Annotated in this window: 16 protein-coding genes and 1 tRNA gene; 6 read left to right on the top strand and 11 right to left on the bottom strand. The window is 50.0% G+C overall.

Features of this window, described 5'->3' with window-relative positions; all coding sequences use genetic code 11:
* Positions 1-186: 186 nt before the first annotated feature.
* From ACMHKJ_RS04710 to ACMHKJ_RS04690, 5 genes are read right to left on the bottom strand one after another with little or no spacing between them, the layout of a single operon-like run.
* Positions 187-765: a TerD family protein gene (locus tag ACMHKJ_RS04710; protein ID WP_067367685.1), complete on the bottom strand. Its 579-nt coding sequence runs from the start codon at positions 763-765 to the stop codon at positions 187-189.
* Positions 766-808: 43 nt separating this feature from the next.
* A complete protein-coding gene (locus ACMHKJ_RS04705) occupies positions 809-1,843 on the bottom strand; it encodes a TerC/Alx family metal homeostasis membrane protein (RefSeq protein ID WP_413492348.1) in 1,035 nt (344 codons plus the stop codon).
* A 20-nt stretch (positions 1,844-1,863) separates the two neighbouring features.
* Positions 1,864-2,319 carry a tellurite resistance TerB family protein gene (locus tag ACMHKJ_RS04700; protein ID WP_067367691.1) on the bottom strand — a complete coding sequence of 152 codons (456 nt, stop codon included), beginning with the start codon at positions 2,317-2,319 and terminating at the stop codon, positions 1,864-1,866.
* 18 nt (positions 2,320-2,337) lie between these two features.
* Positions 2,338-3,507, bottom strand: coding sequence for a TerD family protein (locus tag ACMHKJ_RS04695; protein ID WP_413492347.1), 1,170 nt, complete (start codon positions 3,505-3,507; stop codon positions 2,338-2,340).
* The gene (locus tag ACMHKJ_RS04690; RefSeq protein WP_413492346.1) at positions 3,507-4,094 is read right to left on the bottom strand and encodes a TerD family protein; all 588 of its coding nucleotides are present in this window, start codon (positions 4,092-4,094) and stop codon (positions 3,507-3,509) included. Before ACMHKJ_RS04690 ends, ACMHKJ_RS04695 begins: the two co-directional genes overlap by 1 nt.
* Positions 4,095-4,411: 317 nt before the next feature.
* Here ACMHKJ_RS04690 and ACMHKJ_RS04685 point away from each other — a divergent pair, with 317 nt between their 5' ends.
* The 6 genes from ACMHKJ_RS04685 to ACMHKJ_RS04660 all read left to right on the top strand — a co-directional run bounded on the left by ACMHKJ_RS04685 (position 4,412) and on the right by ACMHKJ_RS04660 (position 10,115).
* The gene (locus ACMHKJ_RS04685; RefSeq protein ID WP_413492345.1) at positions 4,412-5,470 is read left to right on the top strand and encodes an ATP-grasp domain-containing protein; all 1,059 of its coding nucleotides are present in this window, start codon (positions 4,412-4,414) and stop codon (positions 5,468-5,470) included.
* Positions 5,471-5,477: 7 nt separating this feature from the next.
* Complete coding sequence (locus tag ACMHKJ_RS04680; protein WP_413492344.1) at positions 5,478-6,620, top strand: phosphoribosyltransferase domain-containing protein; 1,143 nt, start codon at positions 5,478-5,480, stop codon at positions 6,618-6,620.
* A complete protein-coding gene (locus ACMHKJ_RS04675) occupies positions 6,613-7,395 on the top strand; it encodes an HAD family hydrolase (RefSeq protein ID WP_413492458.1) in 783 nt (260 codons plus the stop codon). The genes ACMHKJ_RS04680 and ACMHKJ_RS04675 overlap by 8 nt, the downstream gene beginning before the upstream one ends.
* Positions 7,388-8,467, top strand: a complete 1,080-nt coding sequence (locus ACMHKJ_RS04670) for a cysteine protease StiP family protein (protein ID WP_413492342.1) — start codon at positions 7,388-7,390, stop codon at positions 8,465-8,467. Before ACMHKJ_RS04675 ends, ACMHKJ_RS04670 begins: the two co-directional genes overlap by 8 nt.
* Positions 8,464-9,411: an HpcH/HpaI aldolase/citrate lyase family protein gene (locus tag ACMHKJ_RS04665; RefSeq protein ID WP_413492341.1), complete on the top strand. Its 948-nt coding sequence runs from the start codon at positions 8,464-8,466 to the stop codon at positions 9,409-9,411. Before ACMHKJ_RS04670 ends, ACMHKJ_RS04665 begins: the two co-directional genes overlap by 4 nt.
* A gap of 215 nt (positions 9,412-9,626) precedes the next feature.
* Positions 9,627-10,115 (top strand): tellurium resistance protein TerW, encoded by a 489-nt coding sequence (locus ACMHKJ_RS04660; RefSeq protein ID WP_413492340.1) that lies wholly within the window; start codon positions 9,627-9,629, stop codon positions 10,113-10,115.
* A 58-nt stretch (positions 10,116-10,173) separates the two neighbouring features.
* Here the strand turns inward: ACMHKJ_RS04660 and fbaA are convergent, their stop codons facing one another.
* From fbaA to ACMHKJ_RS04630, 6 genes are all read right to left on the bottom strand, one after another.
* Positions 10,174-11,250: a class II fructose-bisphosphate aldolase gene (gene fbaA, locus ACMHKJ_RS04655; RefSeq protein WP_413492339.1), complete on the bottom strand. Its 1,077-nt coding sequence runs from the start codon at positions 11,248-11,250 to the stop codon at positions 10,174-10,176.
* A 70-nt stretch (positions 11,251-11,320) separates the two neighbouring features.
* Positions 11,321-12,487, bottom strand: a complete 1,167-nt coding sequence (gene pgk / locus ACMHKJ_RS04650; protein ID WP_413492338.1) for a phosphoglycerate kinase — start codon at positions 12,485-12,487, stop codon at positions 11,321-11,323.
* 67 nt (positions 12,488-12,554) lie between these two features.
* Positions 12,555-13,577 (bottom strand): erythrose-4-phosphate dehydrogenase, encoded by a 1,023-nt coding sequence (gene epd / locus ACMHKJ_RS04645; protein ID WP_413492337.1) that lies wholly within the window; start codon positions 13,575-13,577, stop codon positions 12,555-12,557.
* A gap of 267 nt (positions 13,578-13,844) precedes the next feature.
* Complete coding sequence (gene tkt, locus ACMHKJ_RS04640; RefSeq protein WP_413492336.1) at positions 13,845-15,839, bottom strand: transketolase; 1,995 nt, start codon at positions 15,837-15,839, stop codon at positions 13,845-13,847.
* 524 nt (positions 15,840-16,363) lie between these two features.
* Positions 16,364-16,440, bottom strand: a tRNA-Asp gene (locus tag ACMHKJ_RS04635).
* Between the two features lie 157 nt (positions 16,441-16,597).
* On the bottom strand, positions 16,598-16,852 hold the full coding sequence (locus ACMHKJ_RS04630; protein WP_413492335.1) for a YkgJ family cysteine cluster protein: 255 nt from the start codon (positions 16,850-16,852) through the stop codon (positions 16,598-16,600).
* Between the last annotated feature and the right edge of the window lie 43 nt (positions 16,853-16,895).

Raw genomic sequence — 16,895 nt, 5'->3', positions numbered from 1 at the left:
CCTGCTACCAATTATATACCCTTATTCATTCAACCTGCAGGTTCGTTGGCTGCGTTCAGCCCGCCGGGTCACATCGTTTATATGCTCCCCGGCGGTCGGAGCTTGCCGCCTGCCTGCATCCTGAATGACGTTGGGTATCAGAAAGGCCGGATACCAGCCCGCTGAAAGAAACTGAAAAAGAAATTATCAGGATGCGTTGATACCGTATTCGGCACAAACTGATGCCAGACCACCGGCATATCCCTGACCTACTGCACGGAATTTCCACTCGCTGTTATGACGATACAGTTCACCGAACAGCATAGCCGTTTCTGTTGACGCATCTTCAGTCAGGTCATAACGGGCAACTTCGGTATTGGTATCATCATTAACCAGGCGGATAAATGCGCCGGATACCTGACCAAAGCTCTGACGTCGCGCCGTCGCATCATGGATAGTGACAACAAAGACGATTTTATCAATCTCCGCCGGGATCATATCCAGTTTAATGATAAGTGATTCATCATCACCATCACCCTGACCGGTGCGGTTATCACCGGTATGTGATACAGAGCCATCCGTTGAACGCAGATTGTTGTAGAAAATAAAATCTGCATCACCGCGCACTTTGCCGGTTGCTGTTAACAGGAAAGCAGAAGCATCAAGGTCAAAGTCCTGACCATCCGTTGAACGGACATCCCAGCCTAAACCGATCAGGACGTTTTTCATTGAAGGCGCGGTTTTACTCAGCGACACATTGCCGCCTTTGGAAAGAGAAACGCTCATTTCACTTACTCCTTAGTTAAATCAGTGACGGAAAGCGGATAACTTATTTATCCGCGTTTTCCGTTTTGTCCGGGAAAAGCAGACTGGCGATAATACCGATAGCCAGAACCCCGAGCACCACAAGTAAACTACTGGTTGCTGAAATATGTAATCCATGACCCCACAGACTGTCTGTCGCATTCAGACCCAGTTTCAGCGCGATGAAGAACAGCAACGCAATAACGGCTTTCTCCAGGTGAACCAGATACTGTTTCAGGGCTTCCAGAACAAAATACAGGGTACGTAAACCCAGAATCGCAAACATCATGGCGCTGTATACAATCAGCGGCTCACGGCTGACAGCGATAATCGCCGGCACAGAGTCAAACGCAAACATCACATCGGATAACTCAACGACTGCCACACACAGCATCAGCGGGGTGGCATACAGTGCGGCTTTCGTGCCGCGACCGATAGTAACGTCTTTGTTTTCCGGCTTAGCCAGCTCTGCATCCACCTCTTTTTGTGTCAGAAGGAACGCGTGTCCTGCCAGCTTAGGCCAGATAGGAAACAACTTTTTCACAGCCCGGTACGCAATGTGCTGAGAATAATCTTCAATTTCATCTTTCTCTTCACGACTGCGCAGCATCATCACCGCAGTCCAGGCAACAATGACGGCGAAAATGACTTCCACGTACGGCCCGAGGCTCAGTAAACTGGTACCGATCGCCACGAAAATTCCGCGGAATACGATAGCCCCGATAATTCCCCAGTACAGTACACGGTGACGGAAACGATCCGGCACAGAGAACCAGGAGAAAATCGCCATCATTACGAACAGGTTGTCGACTGACAGCACTTTCTCAAGTGCATAACCGGTAACGAACAGGCTTGCCACTTCCGCGCCGTGGTGAATATAAAGAAACCCGGCGAACCCCATTGCAACTGCAACCCAGAAAACAGACCAGATGGCGGCATTTTTCAGTGAAACCGGTTTATCACCACGGTGCATAAACAAATCAATAAAAATCGCACCAATAGCGAGGACAACGAAAACAGTGACTGTTTCCATCGGAAAACCGATATGTGTTGATTCCATACTTAACCCTCAGGTAAAAATTAAAGACCAAATTCAGCGGGTTCGAAACCCAGAGCGGTCGCTATCTCTCTTACAGCTTTCTGTTCATCCTGGTCAAAATCACCGTCACTCTTCGCAACTGCAATACCAACCCGCACCGCTAACTGTGCGGCTTCAGGCTGACTTTTCAATGCCAGTATATATTTCATCGTTTCACCTTTACCGATTTCCATGTCGAAATCGAAGCTGGTAACAAGCTTGTTGAAAAATTCAATGACTTCTGCGGTTTCAAATACTTTCAGTTCTTCAGATGATTTCAGAAAACCGATCATTTTCTGTTTTTCTTCTGCGCTGACACCATCACTGGAGACCGCAATACGGGCACAAACAGCAACAGTACCTTCCATAAACTTACGGTTTTTAAAACGACCGACCTGCTTTGTCAGTTCTTCACGACCTGTGTTAAACGCATTTTTTACCCGGTTCAGTATACTCATCACTTCATCCTCTCTGAATTATTTAGAGCCGGCTTTCCAGCGGAATCCCCAGCCGAAAGCTTCATCCATATCACTCTGATTTTTAAAGAAACGGTTCAGACGTTCAACCTTTATTGACCCGTTTTCATTTACCAGACGCGCAATCGCACACATAGTACGGCGGTTGTCGCCCTCTGTCAGCCTGGTTTCAATCGGCGGTTGCCCCGGAACATGAACAGTGACAACACCATCCGTTTTATCCCAACTCGGCGCACCCTGATAAATAAATGCATAGATAAGGATTTGGCGGATATGTTTCCATTCGCCGCCGTTAATATGCAACCATTCACCGTCCGAAACCTCACCGGTGCGATCATCACCCTGTAACTGAATATAAGGCTCGCGGTGATAATCACCAAACGCGTTACCCAGTGCCTGAATGACCAGTTTCTGACCATTCTGCAACTCAGCGAATGCCCCGAGATCCAAATCAATACCTTTATTACCACCCCCGAACACATTGCTCAGGAACCCGCCGGAAGCCCCGGTATTCTCACCGCGATGCCAGTTAAGGTTAATGCGGATTTCACCAAAATTATCGCGCTTAGTCAGGCTGATTGACGGTTTCTCTTTTGTCAGTGAAACCTTGCTCAGACTGATTTTACTTTCTGCCGGTTTGGCAACCGGTGCCGGTGTCGCTGACGGAGCGGATTCTGCGGCGACATCCACACCGAAATGCTCTGCCAGCGGCTGCAACCCGCCGTTAAAGCCCTGTGCAACAAAGCGGAATTTCCATTCATTGTTACGCCGGTACAGTTCACCGAGGATAAGTGCTGCTTCCTGACGTCCTGCGGTTTCCACTGTGCCATTGAGCAAAATTTCGCGATCAGATTCAACCTGAACCGCCAGACTGCGTAACCCGGCAACTGTTTTTCCGCCGTCACAGGTGACAACAAACGCAATTTTCTGCACTTCGTGACGCAAACGGCTGAGATCTACCGTAAAAATGGTGTTATTACCGTTTTGTTGCCAATTGATGGTTTTATCATCATTCTGCGGCTGCCCGTAAAACACCATATCCGGATCGCCCTGCACTTTGCCATCCGCATATAACCGGAAAGCTGATGCATCTGCCGCCGCACCGGACAACACATTAATCTGTAATGTCTTTACCGGAACGGGAGCATTTCCCCCGGGGGTCATATCCATCAGCGCACCACCGTACTGATAATGTCAGATGACATTTCGTCAATTGTCCGGCCGCGGCAGGCATCACCATGTGCCGTGAAATTCCACTCGCCACCGCTGCGGCGCAGAGAGGCAATTACAATACCGGTGTGAGAACCCTGCTCATTCAGCTGATAGCGCACCAACTCTTTACCGCTCTGGTCCAGCACGCGACAGAATGCATTTTCAACATCATTGAATGACTGGCCGCGGAAACTGTTTACCGTAAACGCCAGATACTCAACTTTTGCCGGGAGACGAGTCAAATCCACGCGGATCACTTCATCATCACCATCACCTTCGCCGGTCAGGTTATCACCTTCATGGACAACGGATTTACAATCAGATTTCAGTTTACGAAACCAGATGGTATCAAGAATTTTGCCGTGACCGTCCAGCAAAATACAGCTGGCATCCAAATCAATCGAGTCACTGCCGCCCCCGAATAAGGAGCCGAGAAAACCTTTCTTCTTTTGTACCGGGTCCCAGCCAAGGCCGAAATGCAGCTGATTTAATGCAGCTGATGCTTTACTGAGAGAAACGGTCTGATTCTTATTTAGTGAAACCATATTTTCATTCCTTAAACGGGAGAAAAAAACGGGTGACAATGTAGATATTCCCTTCATGAAAAAAATCATATCATGATGAAGTTCTTTGACAAGATCTATTTTCTTAAAAAAGCACAAAGACAAATTAATTACTTAATAAACAATGAATTAATAAATAATTTAATATTGGTTTTATCCATTTAAAACTGTGATCAATGTCAATTATCGTCAACCGTTTGTCAACTCACGACTCAATCATAATATGATTGACAAGTGGCGTTATTATAAATAGACTTCTTTCTAATTTACCGGATAACGGGAAACAGGAATAAACAATAATGGCTCATACTATCTGGCTTATGGAAGGGCTCTCTTCACAGCGGGACCTTATTCAGAACATCAGGCTATTTTCACGAAAGTCACAGGTTAATCTCACGATATTTGCCTCTCACCGGCAACCACGTCATGAGATCCTTGCTCTTGCAGATTATGCCCTGACAGAGCCAAAAAATGATGATGAGCGCCTGGGTTTTATTCTGTCCGTGGTGAAAAAGCATCATATACAGGCTATCCATACCGGGCGGCACACCGCCTGGTTTGAAACTCACCGTGACGCTATCACAGCAAGCGGTGCAAGCCTGACAACCGGAGCCATATCCCTGTCCGATCTGGCCGTTGCAGAAGATAAAACCAGTTTTGCTGATGCGATGAATACACTCGGGCTGCCTGTTGTACCCTCCATGCGTATTAATAGTGCGGCAGAACTGCGCGCCGCGCTGAAGAACACACCTTTTCCCGGAACACCACTGTGCATTAAACCTGTACAGGGTATTTATGGCGCAGGTTTCTGGCAGTTTGATGACAATGTATCCCCGATGGCAATGTTTCAGAGCCCTGAACGGCGGATAACCACACCAGAGCAATATCTTTGCGCACTGGAAAGTGCCGGTAAATTTTCGCCGCAGGTTTTGATGCCGTACCTGCCGGGACCTGAATATTCCGTGGATATTCTCGCTGAGAACGGACAGGTTCTCGCGGCGGTCGCCCGCCGCAAAGACGGTGCGCTGCAATACCTGGAGCATGATGGTGCGGCGTTTGAACTGGGCTGTGCCTGCGCACAGGCAATGCATGCTGACGGACTGATCAATGTGCAGACCCGCAATGACCATCACGGGCAGCCACTGTTACTCGAAATCAATATGCGTCCGTCAGGCGGCATAGGTTATACCGCGCTCAGCGGGCTGAATCTGCCCGGTTTATTCGCATTTCGCCGCCTCGGGCTGATGAGTGCTGATGATGTGCGGGAGCAAAACCGCACCGCATTCCGCCCTGCGGCGATCCGCGCCCTGACTGAAGCCATCAGTTACCCGCTTTCACTGAACAATGAAATAGACTGAGGTAAATATGTCCGGTTTATCACATCCCGGTCTTTACCGGTTTCAACTCTCCACCGGTACGCTGGATATAACCTGCGATGCCACCCCGCAAACGCTGGATGCCCTGTTTGATATCGCAGAGCGGCGTAATCCGAAACGCGCCTTTCTGTTTGTCAGCAAAGTACTCGGACGCCATATTCCGGTTGAACCAACGATCATGCGCGGCGTTTACCGGCAACTGAGTCATCAGTTCCCGCAGGATCTGCCACAACCGCTGCTGGTAACCGGCATGGCGGAAACCGCCGTCGGGCTGGGCGCAGGTGTATTTGATGAAATACGCCGTCACTATCCTGACTCCCTGTATCTCTCCTCCACCCGCCATCCGGCGGACGGGGAACTGCTGTGTGAATTTAAAGAAAATCACAGCCACGCGACCGACCATCTCCTGTATTTCCCGGCAGATCCGCAACTGAAACAGCAGCTGCAACAGGCACGGACACTGGTTTTGGTCGATGACGAAGCGACAACCGGCAATACCTTTATCAACCTGCTGACCGCGCTGTGTGAAACCGGACAGTTGCCTGATTTACAAAAGGTTGTGACTGTCACACTGACAGACTGGCGTGATAATCCCCTGACTTCCCACAATAAGCTGCCGCTGACAAATGTCTCACTGATAAACGGAAGCTGGCACTGGGAAGCGGATAAAACTGCACCACTGCCCGCTATGCCTGATGTAAATGTGACTGCCGGTGGCAATGTGGCTATCCGCCGCCCGCAATCCCGGGTAAGACTCGGCATGGCTGAGCCCTGCGCGGATTTTGGCAAACACATCACTGCCGCACCCGGTGAACGGGTGCTGGTACTCGGCTCCGGGGAATTTGTCTGGGAGCCGTTTTTGCTGGCGGAGCGCCTGGAAGCACTTGGTGCAGATGTTAAATTCAGCGCCCTGACCCGCTCTCCGATATCCGCCGGTGGTGCGATCGAATCTGTTATTTCGTTCACCGATAACTACGGGCTGGGAATACCGAATTACCTCTACAATGTCGCGCACCAGTCATTTGATCGCATTTTGCTCTGTACAGAAACCGATCCCGCAGGTGTGGATCCGCAATTGCTCCGCGCACTTGCCCGCGTAGCCCCCCTGACGGAGGTAATTTATGATGACTGACCCGGTAATCCTGACCGATCTGGATGACACGCTGTTTCAGACCCGGCGAAAAATGGCGGAAGAACAAAATGTTACCCCATTTCGTGCGGGCGCACTTGATCGCAGCCTGGAGCCACGCAGTTTTATGACACAAGAACAGTCCATGCTGGTTGACTGGCTGCTGGCGCACGCGGATCTGATCCCCGTGACAGCCCGTGGCACAGAGGAATTCCGCCGTGTGACGATTCCCTTCCGCTCTTATGCAATAACCACTCACGGCGCAGTGATCCTCACGCCGGACGGCTCGCCGGATCTGCACTGGCAGGCACTCATACTCAGTGCGCTGGCACCTTACCGTGAACGACTGCTCTCATTGCAGACGTTTTGCACACAACTGATGGCAGAACGCGGTGTTGATGCATGGGCGCGGATCAACTATGAATACGGCGACGTACCGGTCTATCTGGTGATGAAACACACTGACAGCAACCGCCTGAATGAACTGTATGACATTGCCGATGAAGCAGAGCAGCGTTTCGGAACAGACGGATTTTATATCCACCGCAACGGCAACAATGTTGCCTGGCTTCCCGATGCCATCGAAAAAGGGCACGCGGTCAGTTGGTTATTAGACACATTGCGGGCAGAGCGGGGAATATTTCCGGTTATCGGGCTCGGCGACAGCCTGAGCGACTACCGCTTTATGCAGCATTGCACCTGGTTTGGTCTGCCGCGCCGCAGTCAGTTCGCCGATGCTATCGCCCGCCGGATATTCAGTGAGGTGCCAGATGTATGATTTTCCTGAATTTTCAGGCAGTTATTTGCCGGGAGATGTGCAGTTTCTGCTCAAACCCATCACGCTTGATATGACACCGGTTGAATTAAAAGAACAGCTTATTCAGTCAGGTCAAAAACATTACTCCGATATGCTCAGTCAGGAGCCGGCGCCGACGACCTGGCATCTTGATCTGTTTAACCGGGCACTGGAAAACGGCACACCCCGCCTGGCACGCGATGTTGCGTTTCTCTCTCAGGCCCTGAGCAACCATTTTGCAGAGCAACCCATTATACTGGTGAGCCTTGTCCGCGCAGGCGTACCCTTAGGTGTGATGCTGCATCAGGCGCTGCGCGCTGCGGAAAAAACCTCACATCATTACGGGATAAGCATCATCCGCGACCGGGGCATTGATACTGCCGCGCTGGAGTGGATTGAGCATCAGCACGGAACCGCCGGTATTGTGTTTGTCGATGGCTGGACAGGCAAAGGCGCTATTACGGGTGAATTAATCCGCTCACTGCATAACCGCCCGGGCTATCCGGCTGATCCCCGCCTGGTTGTGCTGGCTGATCCCGCAGGCTGTGCCTGGCTTTCTGCCGCAGATGATGACTGGCTGATCCCGTCCGGCATTATGGGTGCGCCGGTTTCCGGGCTTATCTCCCGCTCCGTCTGGTCAGATAAGGGTCCGCACGGCTGCGTGCATTGTGAACACTTACAGCAATATGAGTGCAGCCGCCTGCTGACAGACCGGGTTGCCGGGTTGCGCCGGAAACTTACCAGCACGCCGATGATGACATTACCTGATCCGCAGTACAAAGCTGCATTGCGGGCAAAAAGTAAAACGGTCATCGACACACTGGCTGCGCGTTATGGACTGACAGATCTCAACCGGCTGAAACCAGGTATTGCTGAAGCGACCCGGGCTGTGCTGCGCCGTGTGCCGGAGCACGTTTTAGTCCGCGACTGTAATGAACCGGATGTGGAATTGCTGGTTTATCTGGCGCGTCAGAAAAATATTACTATTACACAAGCGGGTGATGCCCTGGGGCAATACCGCGCCGTTACTATTATCAGAAAGGTATCACCATGACACAACGTCTCTCTCCCTGGAATTTAGGGGCGTCACTCTATATGCCTGCGACACGCACAGATATTGCTGACGTAATCATAAACAATAAAATCAGCGGATTGCGCTCTATTATCATCTGCCTTGAAGATGCCGTCAGCGAAGCCGATATTCCGCAGGCACTGCGCAATCTGCATGATATTTTAACGACACTGACCGCAGAAAAGCAGCGCACCGGTAATCAGAGCTGGCCGCTGGTGTTTATCCGCCCGCGTCACCCTGAAATGGGGCTGTGGCTGCGCGATAACTGTGACCTCAGTGCAATCGACGGGCTGGTATTGCCGAAATTTACACAAGCGACACTGCCGGTCTGGTGGCTGGTGGTTAAAAACAGCCCGCTGTGCATGATGCCGACCCTGGAAACAGAAGAAGTTTATGATGTGGTGCAGATGCGTGAACTGGCACAGGTGCTGCAATCGCATCCCTGCCATGAGCGGATTATTGCCCTGCGTATCGGTGGTAACGACCTGATGAATGTCATTTCACTGCGTCGCTCCCGGCACCTGACGCTGTATGACGGGCCTATGGGGTATGTCATTAAAATGCTGGTCGCCGTGTTTGCTTCACGTGACTTTGCCATGACCGCACCGGTGTGTGAGCACATTGATGATCACGATGTGATGACACGGGAACTGGCGCTGGATATCGCCCACGGACTGGTCGGCAAAACAGCCATTCATCCGAATCAGGTCGCGGTAATTGAACAGGCGCTGCGGGTTTCAGCCGATGAACACGCAGATGCCCTGCGCATCCTGAACTCTACTCAGGCGGTATTTAAATCACAAGGTGCCATGTGTGAACCGGCAACACACCGCCGCTGGGCATCTGCAATACTCGCACGGGCGCGGGTTTACGGCATTTCACAACGAAAAACGGACGGAATGCCGTTTAAAACACAGAATGGCTGAGTGCAGCCGGCGAACCTGTAGTTTGAATGAATAAGGGTATACATTCTTACTGTGAATGTCTTTGTATTATTGTATTTGGACATCTTGAAATATCTTTACAAACTGATTAAGTAGTCATAATGGTCGGATGACTGGTATCCTGCCGGTAATCACTTTCTGTATCCGGCATAACGTTATTTTTTTCGATTTTGTTCTTATACAGGTGTCTTCAGACTATGCAATTAAGCACACGACAAGTCCGTTTATTCACACTGGCAACATTGCTCGGTACAGGAAAACCCGTTTCATCGGATGCCATTCTGACGACACTCCGCTGTTCAGAAGCAACTCTTACACGTACATTCAAAGAGTTACGCGATACCTATAATGCAGAGATCCGCTATCGTAAAGCCTCACATACTTATCAGATGACAGATGCCGGGGAACTGAACCGCAAAGCACTGCGGAAAATGGAAGAAGGGCTGGAAAATAATAACGGACAAAAACCGGCATATTACAGCGGGAAAGTCTCCCTGGATAAAGAGAAGAAAAAAGCCATTTCGCTGTCACTGACCGGCACAATGATCAGAAAAATTAACCATCTCTCTCTGCTTTCAGGAAAAACCCGCAGTGATGCGGTTGAAATGCTGGTGACACTTCATATCGATGAATTAATTGAATCGGTTATCAGAAGGAATGAGATCGGGGATGAAAATAAAAAATAAGCTACAAAAAAGCCGCCCTGTTTTATACCGGACGGCTTAATTATTCACGCAGAAAACATTACAGAACGTTGGTGCTGTTCAGTTCAGTAAATGCTTTTTCCAGGCGTTCAATCATGGTCTGCTGAGCGGCACGTAACCAGGCACGCGGATCATAATATTTTTTGTTTGGTTTATCAGCACCTTCAGGGTTACCTAACTGACCCTGCAAGTAAGCTTCGTTTTTCTGGTAATAGTGCAGGATCCCTTCCCAGGTCGCCCACTGAGTATCAGTATCGATATTCATTTTCACCACACCATAACCGACTGCTTCTTTGATCTCTTCTGCTGTAGAACCGGAGCCGCCGTGGAAGACGAAATCCAGGCTGTTGTGCGGCAGGTTATATTTCTCAGAAACATAGTCCTGAGAATTACGCAGAATTTTCGGTGTTAACTGCACGTTACCAGGCTTATAAACACCGTGAACGTTACCGAATGACGCTGCGATAGTAAAACGCGGGCTGATTGCATTCAGTTTTTCATAGGCGTACGCCACATCTTCCGGCTGAGTATACAGTGCAGAGTTATCCAGATGAGAGTTATCCACGCCATCTTCTTCACCGCCGGTACAACCCAGTTCGATTTCCAGTGTCATACCAATTTTGGCCATACGCACCAGGTACTTGCTGCAAATCTCAATATTTTCTTCCAGGGACTCTTCTGACAGGTCAATCATATGAGAAGAGAACAGGGATTTACCGGTTGCAGCAAAGTGTTTCTCACCGGCGTCCAGTAACCCGTCTAACCATGGCAGTAATTTCTTCGCGCAGTGGTCAGTATGCAGAATAACCGGTACGCCGTAATATTCCGCCATCTGATGCACATGATGCGCACCGGAAATCGCACCCAGAACCGCAGCCTGCTGGCCTTCGCCTTTAAAACCTTTCCCGGCGATAAATGCAGCACCACCGTTAGAGAACTGAACAATTACAGGAGAACGGACTTTGGCTGCCGCTTCTAATACGGCGTTGATCGAGTCTGTACCGACGCAGTTTACCGCTGGCAGCGCAAATTTGTTTTCTTTGGCAACAGCAAAGATTTTCTGAACATCATCGCCAGTGACGACACCGGGTTTTACAAAATCAAAAACTTTAGACATGTCAAATTTCCTGTATTGGTCTGTCGGAAGTTGTCACGGGCAACCGGGGTCGCCCGTTATTTTCATCTGATTATGACTGTTTTGCACGTTCTTCGAGCATTACAACGGCAGGCAATTTTTTGCCTTCGACGAATTCCAGGAATGCGCCGCCGCCGGTAGAAATATACGAAATTTTATCGCCGATACCGAATAAATCGATAGCAGCTAATGTGTCACCGCCGCCTGCGATAGAAAATGCGTCGCTGTTTGCGATAGCATTGGCAACAATTTCAGTCCCTTTACGAAAGTTCGGGAATTCAAACACGCCGACCGGACCATTCCACAGAATGGTTTTCGCACTTTTCAGGATTTCAGCCAGATGTGCCGCAGATTCATCACCGATATCCAGCACTTGCTCATCATCTTTGATGTCATTAGCGGATTTCAGAACAGCGTCTGCGGTTTCAGAGAATTCAGTTGCCACACGGACATCTGTCGGAACAGGAATATCGCAGGTGAGCAGTAATTTTTTTGCTTCCGCGATCAGGTCAGCTTCATACAGTGAACGACCCACATTGTGGCCTTCTGCTGCAATAAAGGTGTTGGCGATACCGCCGCCGACAATGATCTGATCCGCAATTTTGGACAGTGAGTCCAGAACGGTCAGTTTTGTGGACACTTTAGAGCCGCCGACAATCGCTACCATCGGACGCGCCGGATTGCTCAGTGCTTTGCCCAGTGCGTCTAACTCAGCCCATAACAGCGGACCTGCGCAGGCAACATCGGCAAATTTTGCCACACCATGGGTGGATGCCTGAGCGCGGTGTGCTGTGCCGAATGCATCCATCACAAAAATATCACACAGTGCTGCATATTGTTTCGACAGCGTTTCGTCGTCTTTTTTCTCGCCTTTATTAAAGCGGACGTTTTCCAGAACTACCAGTTCACCGGCATTCAGTTCCAGACCATTCAGATAATCTTTTTCCAGGCGGACCGGGCAGTTCAGTTTATCTGCAAGATAATCAACAACCGGTTTCAGTGAGAACTCTTCGTTGTATTCCCCTTCAACCGGACGACCCAGATGTGAGGTCACCATGACTTTTGCACCCTGTTTCAGGGCAGCTTCGATTGTCGGGAGCGAGGCACGGATACGTGCATCAGAGGTAACTTTGCCATTTTTGACAGGAACGTTCAGGTCAGCACGAATAAAAACACGTTTACCCGCCAGATCCAGATCGGTCATCTTAATTACGGACATGGTGAATCCTCTTGTTGATTCTCTTATCAGTTAAATTGTCTTCAATTTTCTGCCGGGGCACCAGCCCTCAGTGAAAACCAGTCTCAGCCATTGCCAGAGTGGTATCCAGCATGCGGTTTGCAAAACCCCATTCGTTATCACACCAGACCAGCATCTTAATCAGGTGCTGTCCGCTGACCCGCGTTTGTGTGCCGTCAACGATTGCACTGTGCGGGTCATGGTTAAAATCTGTAGAGACTAACGGTAATTCTGTGTAGTCCACTATACCACGAAATGAGGTCATCGCTGCGTTTTGCAAAAGCCGGTTCACCTCTTGCGCGGTCACATTATTCTTCACGGTGATACTCAAATCAATCGCCGTTACGTTAATTGTAGGCACCCTGACTGAAATCGCCTCAAAATGATCTTCAAATTTCGGGAAAATCCGCCGGATCCCTGCCGCCAGCTTAGTATCCACCGGAATGATGGAGTGCCCTGCCGCCCGGGTGCGCCGTAAATCACTGTGATACGCATCAATCACCGGCTGATCATTCATTGCCGCGTGAATGGTTGTCACTGTGCCTGACTCAATCCCGAATCCTTCATCCAGCAATTTAATCACCGGGATGATGCAGTTAGTGGTACAGGACGCATTCGAGACTATTTTATCCTGCGCCGTCAGTGTGTCGTGATTCACGCCGTACACAATGGTGGCATCCAAATCATTGCCGCCGGGATGTGAGAACAAGACTTTTTTGGCCCCGTTGGCGATATGTGATTCTCCGTCTTCGCGGGAGCCGTACACACCACTGCAATCTAACACCACATCCACACCCAGCTCCGCCCAGGGAAGCTGGTGAATATCCGCTTCATGCAGGATCCGGATGTTATCATCCCCCACCTGAAGTAAATCATCTGCCAGAATCTGTACTGATTTAAAAAAGCGCCCGTGGCTTGTGTCGTACTTGAGTAAATGGGCGATACCTTTGGTATCCGCCAGCTCATTAATGGCAACCACGGTCATCTGCGTATTACGCCCGGTTTCATACAACGCCCGCAGCACACTCCGCCCTATTCGCCCAAACCCGTTGATTGCAATTTTTATTGTCATAGTATCCTCAGAAATAGCCAAATTATCAGCGGACTAAGGATAACGGACTCACCGGTTTTTGTACGGGGCATTTATCATAGAAACCGTAAACTTTTTTTGTTCATCAGCAGCGGAATATAGAACCACAACAAACTGAAACGGTTCAGCTCACTGAGACCACATTATGCTAATTGGAAAAAAATCGCAAGGCCGTCCGGCGGGCAAAAACGAAAAAAGCGCATTCGGTCAAAAAAACCGAAATGCGCTTTCAAAAAAACAATCAGCTGATTATTTCAGCAGGGCTTTTGCCTGAGAAACAACATTTTCGACAGTGAAACCAAATTCACTGAACAGCTGACCTGCAGGTGCAGATTCACCGAATGAATGCATACCAACAACAGCACCCTGAAGACCGGTGTATTTGAACCAGTAATCAGCGATACCTGCTTCAACAGCAACACGCGCACTTACTGCTGACGGCAGGACAGATTCACGGTAAGCCGCATCCTGTTTGTCAAAGGCATCCGTTGACGGCATGGAGACCACGCGCGCTTTACGGCCTTCGGCTGTCAGTTGATCATACGCGCTCACCGCCAGTTCCACTTCAGAACCGGTCGCGATCAGAATGATGTCCGGCTGACCGGCGCAATCTTTCAGGATATAAGCACCCTTTTCGATATCAGCCAGTTGCTGTGCCGTACGTGGCTGCTGCGCCAGGTTCTGACGGGAAAAAATCAGTGAGGTCGGGCCGTTTTTACGCTCAATCGCATATTTCCAGGCAACCGCAGATTCCACCTGGTCACACGGACGCCATGTGCTCATATTTGGTGTCACGCGCAGGCTGGCGATTTGCTCAACCGGCTGGTGTGTCGGACCGTCTTCGCCCAGACCGATAGAGTCATGGGTATAAACGAAGATGCTGCGGATCTTCATCAGTGCCGCCATACGCACCGCGTTGCGGGCATATTCAACGAACATCAGGAAGGTCGCGCCGTAAGGAATAAAACCACCGTGCAGGGCGATCCCGTTCATAATGGCAGACATACCGAACTCACGCACACCGTAGTGAATGTAGTTACCGGCTTTGTCTTCATTGATTGGCGCAGAGCCGGACCACATAGTCAGGTTACTTGGTGCGAGGTCAGCTGAGCCACCCATAAATTCAGGCAGAACTTTACCGAATGCTTCCAGCGCGTTTTGTGACGCTTTACGGCTGGCAATATTTGCCGGGTTATCCTGGAGATTCTGAATAAAGGCTTTTGCATCTGCTTTCCACTGTGCAGGCAGTTCGCCTTCAACACGGCGGCGGTATTCACGCGCCAGTTCAGGGAAGGCTTTTTCATACTGAGCGAATTTTACATCCCACTCAGATTCAACTTCTTTACCGGCCTTTTTCGCGTCCCACTCGTTATAAATATCCTGCGGGATTTCAAATGGCGCATACGGCCAGTTCAGTGCCGCGCGGGTTGCCGCGATTTCTGCATCCCCTAACGGAGAGCCGTGCGCATCAGCTGTACCGGCTTTCTTCGGCGAACCGAAACCGATAACGGTTTTGCACATCAGCAGAGATGGTTTGTCTGTAACGGATTTTGCTTCTTCAATTGCCGCTTTGATTTGGTCAGAATTGTGACCATCAATGCCGCTGATAACATGCCAGCCATAAGCATCAAAGCGTTTAGCGGTATCGTCAGTAAACCAGCCCTGAACATTACCGTCGATGGAAATCCCGTTGTCGTCGTAGAATGCAACCAATTTACCCAGTTTCAGGGTACCGGCGAGTGAACAGACTTCGTGAGAGATCCCTTCCATCATACAACCGTCGCCCATAAAGGCGTAGGTGTGATGGTCAACGATATCATGACCCGGACGGTTGAATTGTGCGCCCAGAGTTTGTTCTGCGATAGCAAAACCAACGGCGTTCGCAATGCCCTGCCCTAATGGTCCGGTGGTGGTTTCCACGCCCGGCGTGTAGCCGTATTCAGGATGACCCGGTGTTTTTGAATGCAGCTGACGGAATGCTTTTAAGTCATCCATCGACAGATCATAGCCGGTGAGGTGCAACAGGCTGTAAATCAGCATAGAGCCGTGACCGTTTGACAGCACAAAGCGGTCACGATCGCTCCAGAGCGGATTGGTCGGGTTGTGTTTCAGATAGTCGCGCCACAGAACTTCTGCGATATCAGCCATGCCCATTGGTGCGCCGGGGTGTCCGGAATTTGCTTTCTGCACCGCGTCCATGCTCAGGAAACGAATCGCATTAGCAAGAGTTTTACGAGAGGTCATTGTCTACTCCAGGTTCGGATAAAAAGCAGATACATACCCTTATTCATTCAAACTGCAGGTTCGTTGGCGGAACGATGCCAGCCGGGTCACATACTGATGTATGCTCCCCGTCTGTTTTCCCTTGCCGCCTGCCTGCATCCTGAATGATGTTGGGTATAGGCTATTTCGCAGTGCCGCGCTCGGATGGCAATCCTTTCACCGGTCAGGGTAAAGCGTCGGCGCTAAAAAAAGCAAAAGATAAGACGTCAGGCGAGGCTTGTCAGGCAAAATATACAGCGGGTGAATAATTTGTCATGAAACTTCGCGCCCGCGGCATTTTTGCTGACAAAATCCTTTTAGCTACTGATATTGCGCAACAGCGGAAGTGACCTATTAGACCCGATTACCCCAACGAATAGCAAGCAGAAATACCGCTTTCTGTGCGGTTGTACGGCGGGAACAGAACGGAACAATAACAGGAAGGATGGTACTCCGGGGTGATAAAAACAGAAAAGCCCTGACATTGCTGTCAGGGCTTTCATATTTGGCGGAACGGACGGGACTCGAACCCGCGACCCCCTGCGTGACAGGCAGGTATTCTAACCAACTGAACTACCGCTCCGGATTGTTCCTTTCGGGAACGTCGCGGATAATACGATGCCGGGTGTCGTTCGTCAATGTTAATTTACGCAAAACCATGCAGTTGCACAGTTTTTCACCTGAACATGTAATTTTGTGTGGATACAACAGATAGCAGTATAAAAAAATGCCATCAGCGCTTACGGTAACGTGCTCTTTTCGAGATCCAGCAAATACGTCATTGCTTCTGCACGGGTCGATAAACACATTTCCTGTGCAGGATTGAGACTGATACAAACCTGCGGACGTAACGCCAGACCAAAGATAAGACATGCGTTATTAACTGATAATTGTACACATCGGGTATTGGCGGGCTTTCCGTCCGGCATACCCGGAATGGGTGATGAAATTGAAGGCGCGATACAGCAAGCCCCGCAACCACTGCGACATTCCATATATCCGCCTTTTGCTATTAACGACCCGAATTTCTCTCGATTA

It is taken from the genome of Morganella psychrotolerans (genome assembly GCF_965118875.1).
Lineage (GTDB): Bacteria > Pseudomonadota > Gammaproteobacteria > Enterobacterales > Enterobacteriaceae > Morganella > Morganella psychrotolerans_C.
The sequence above is the reverse complement of the archived record's forward strand: the minus strand, read 5'-3'. Positions and strand labels throughout refer to the sequence as shown.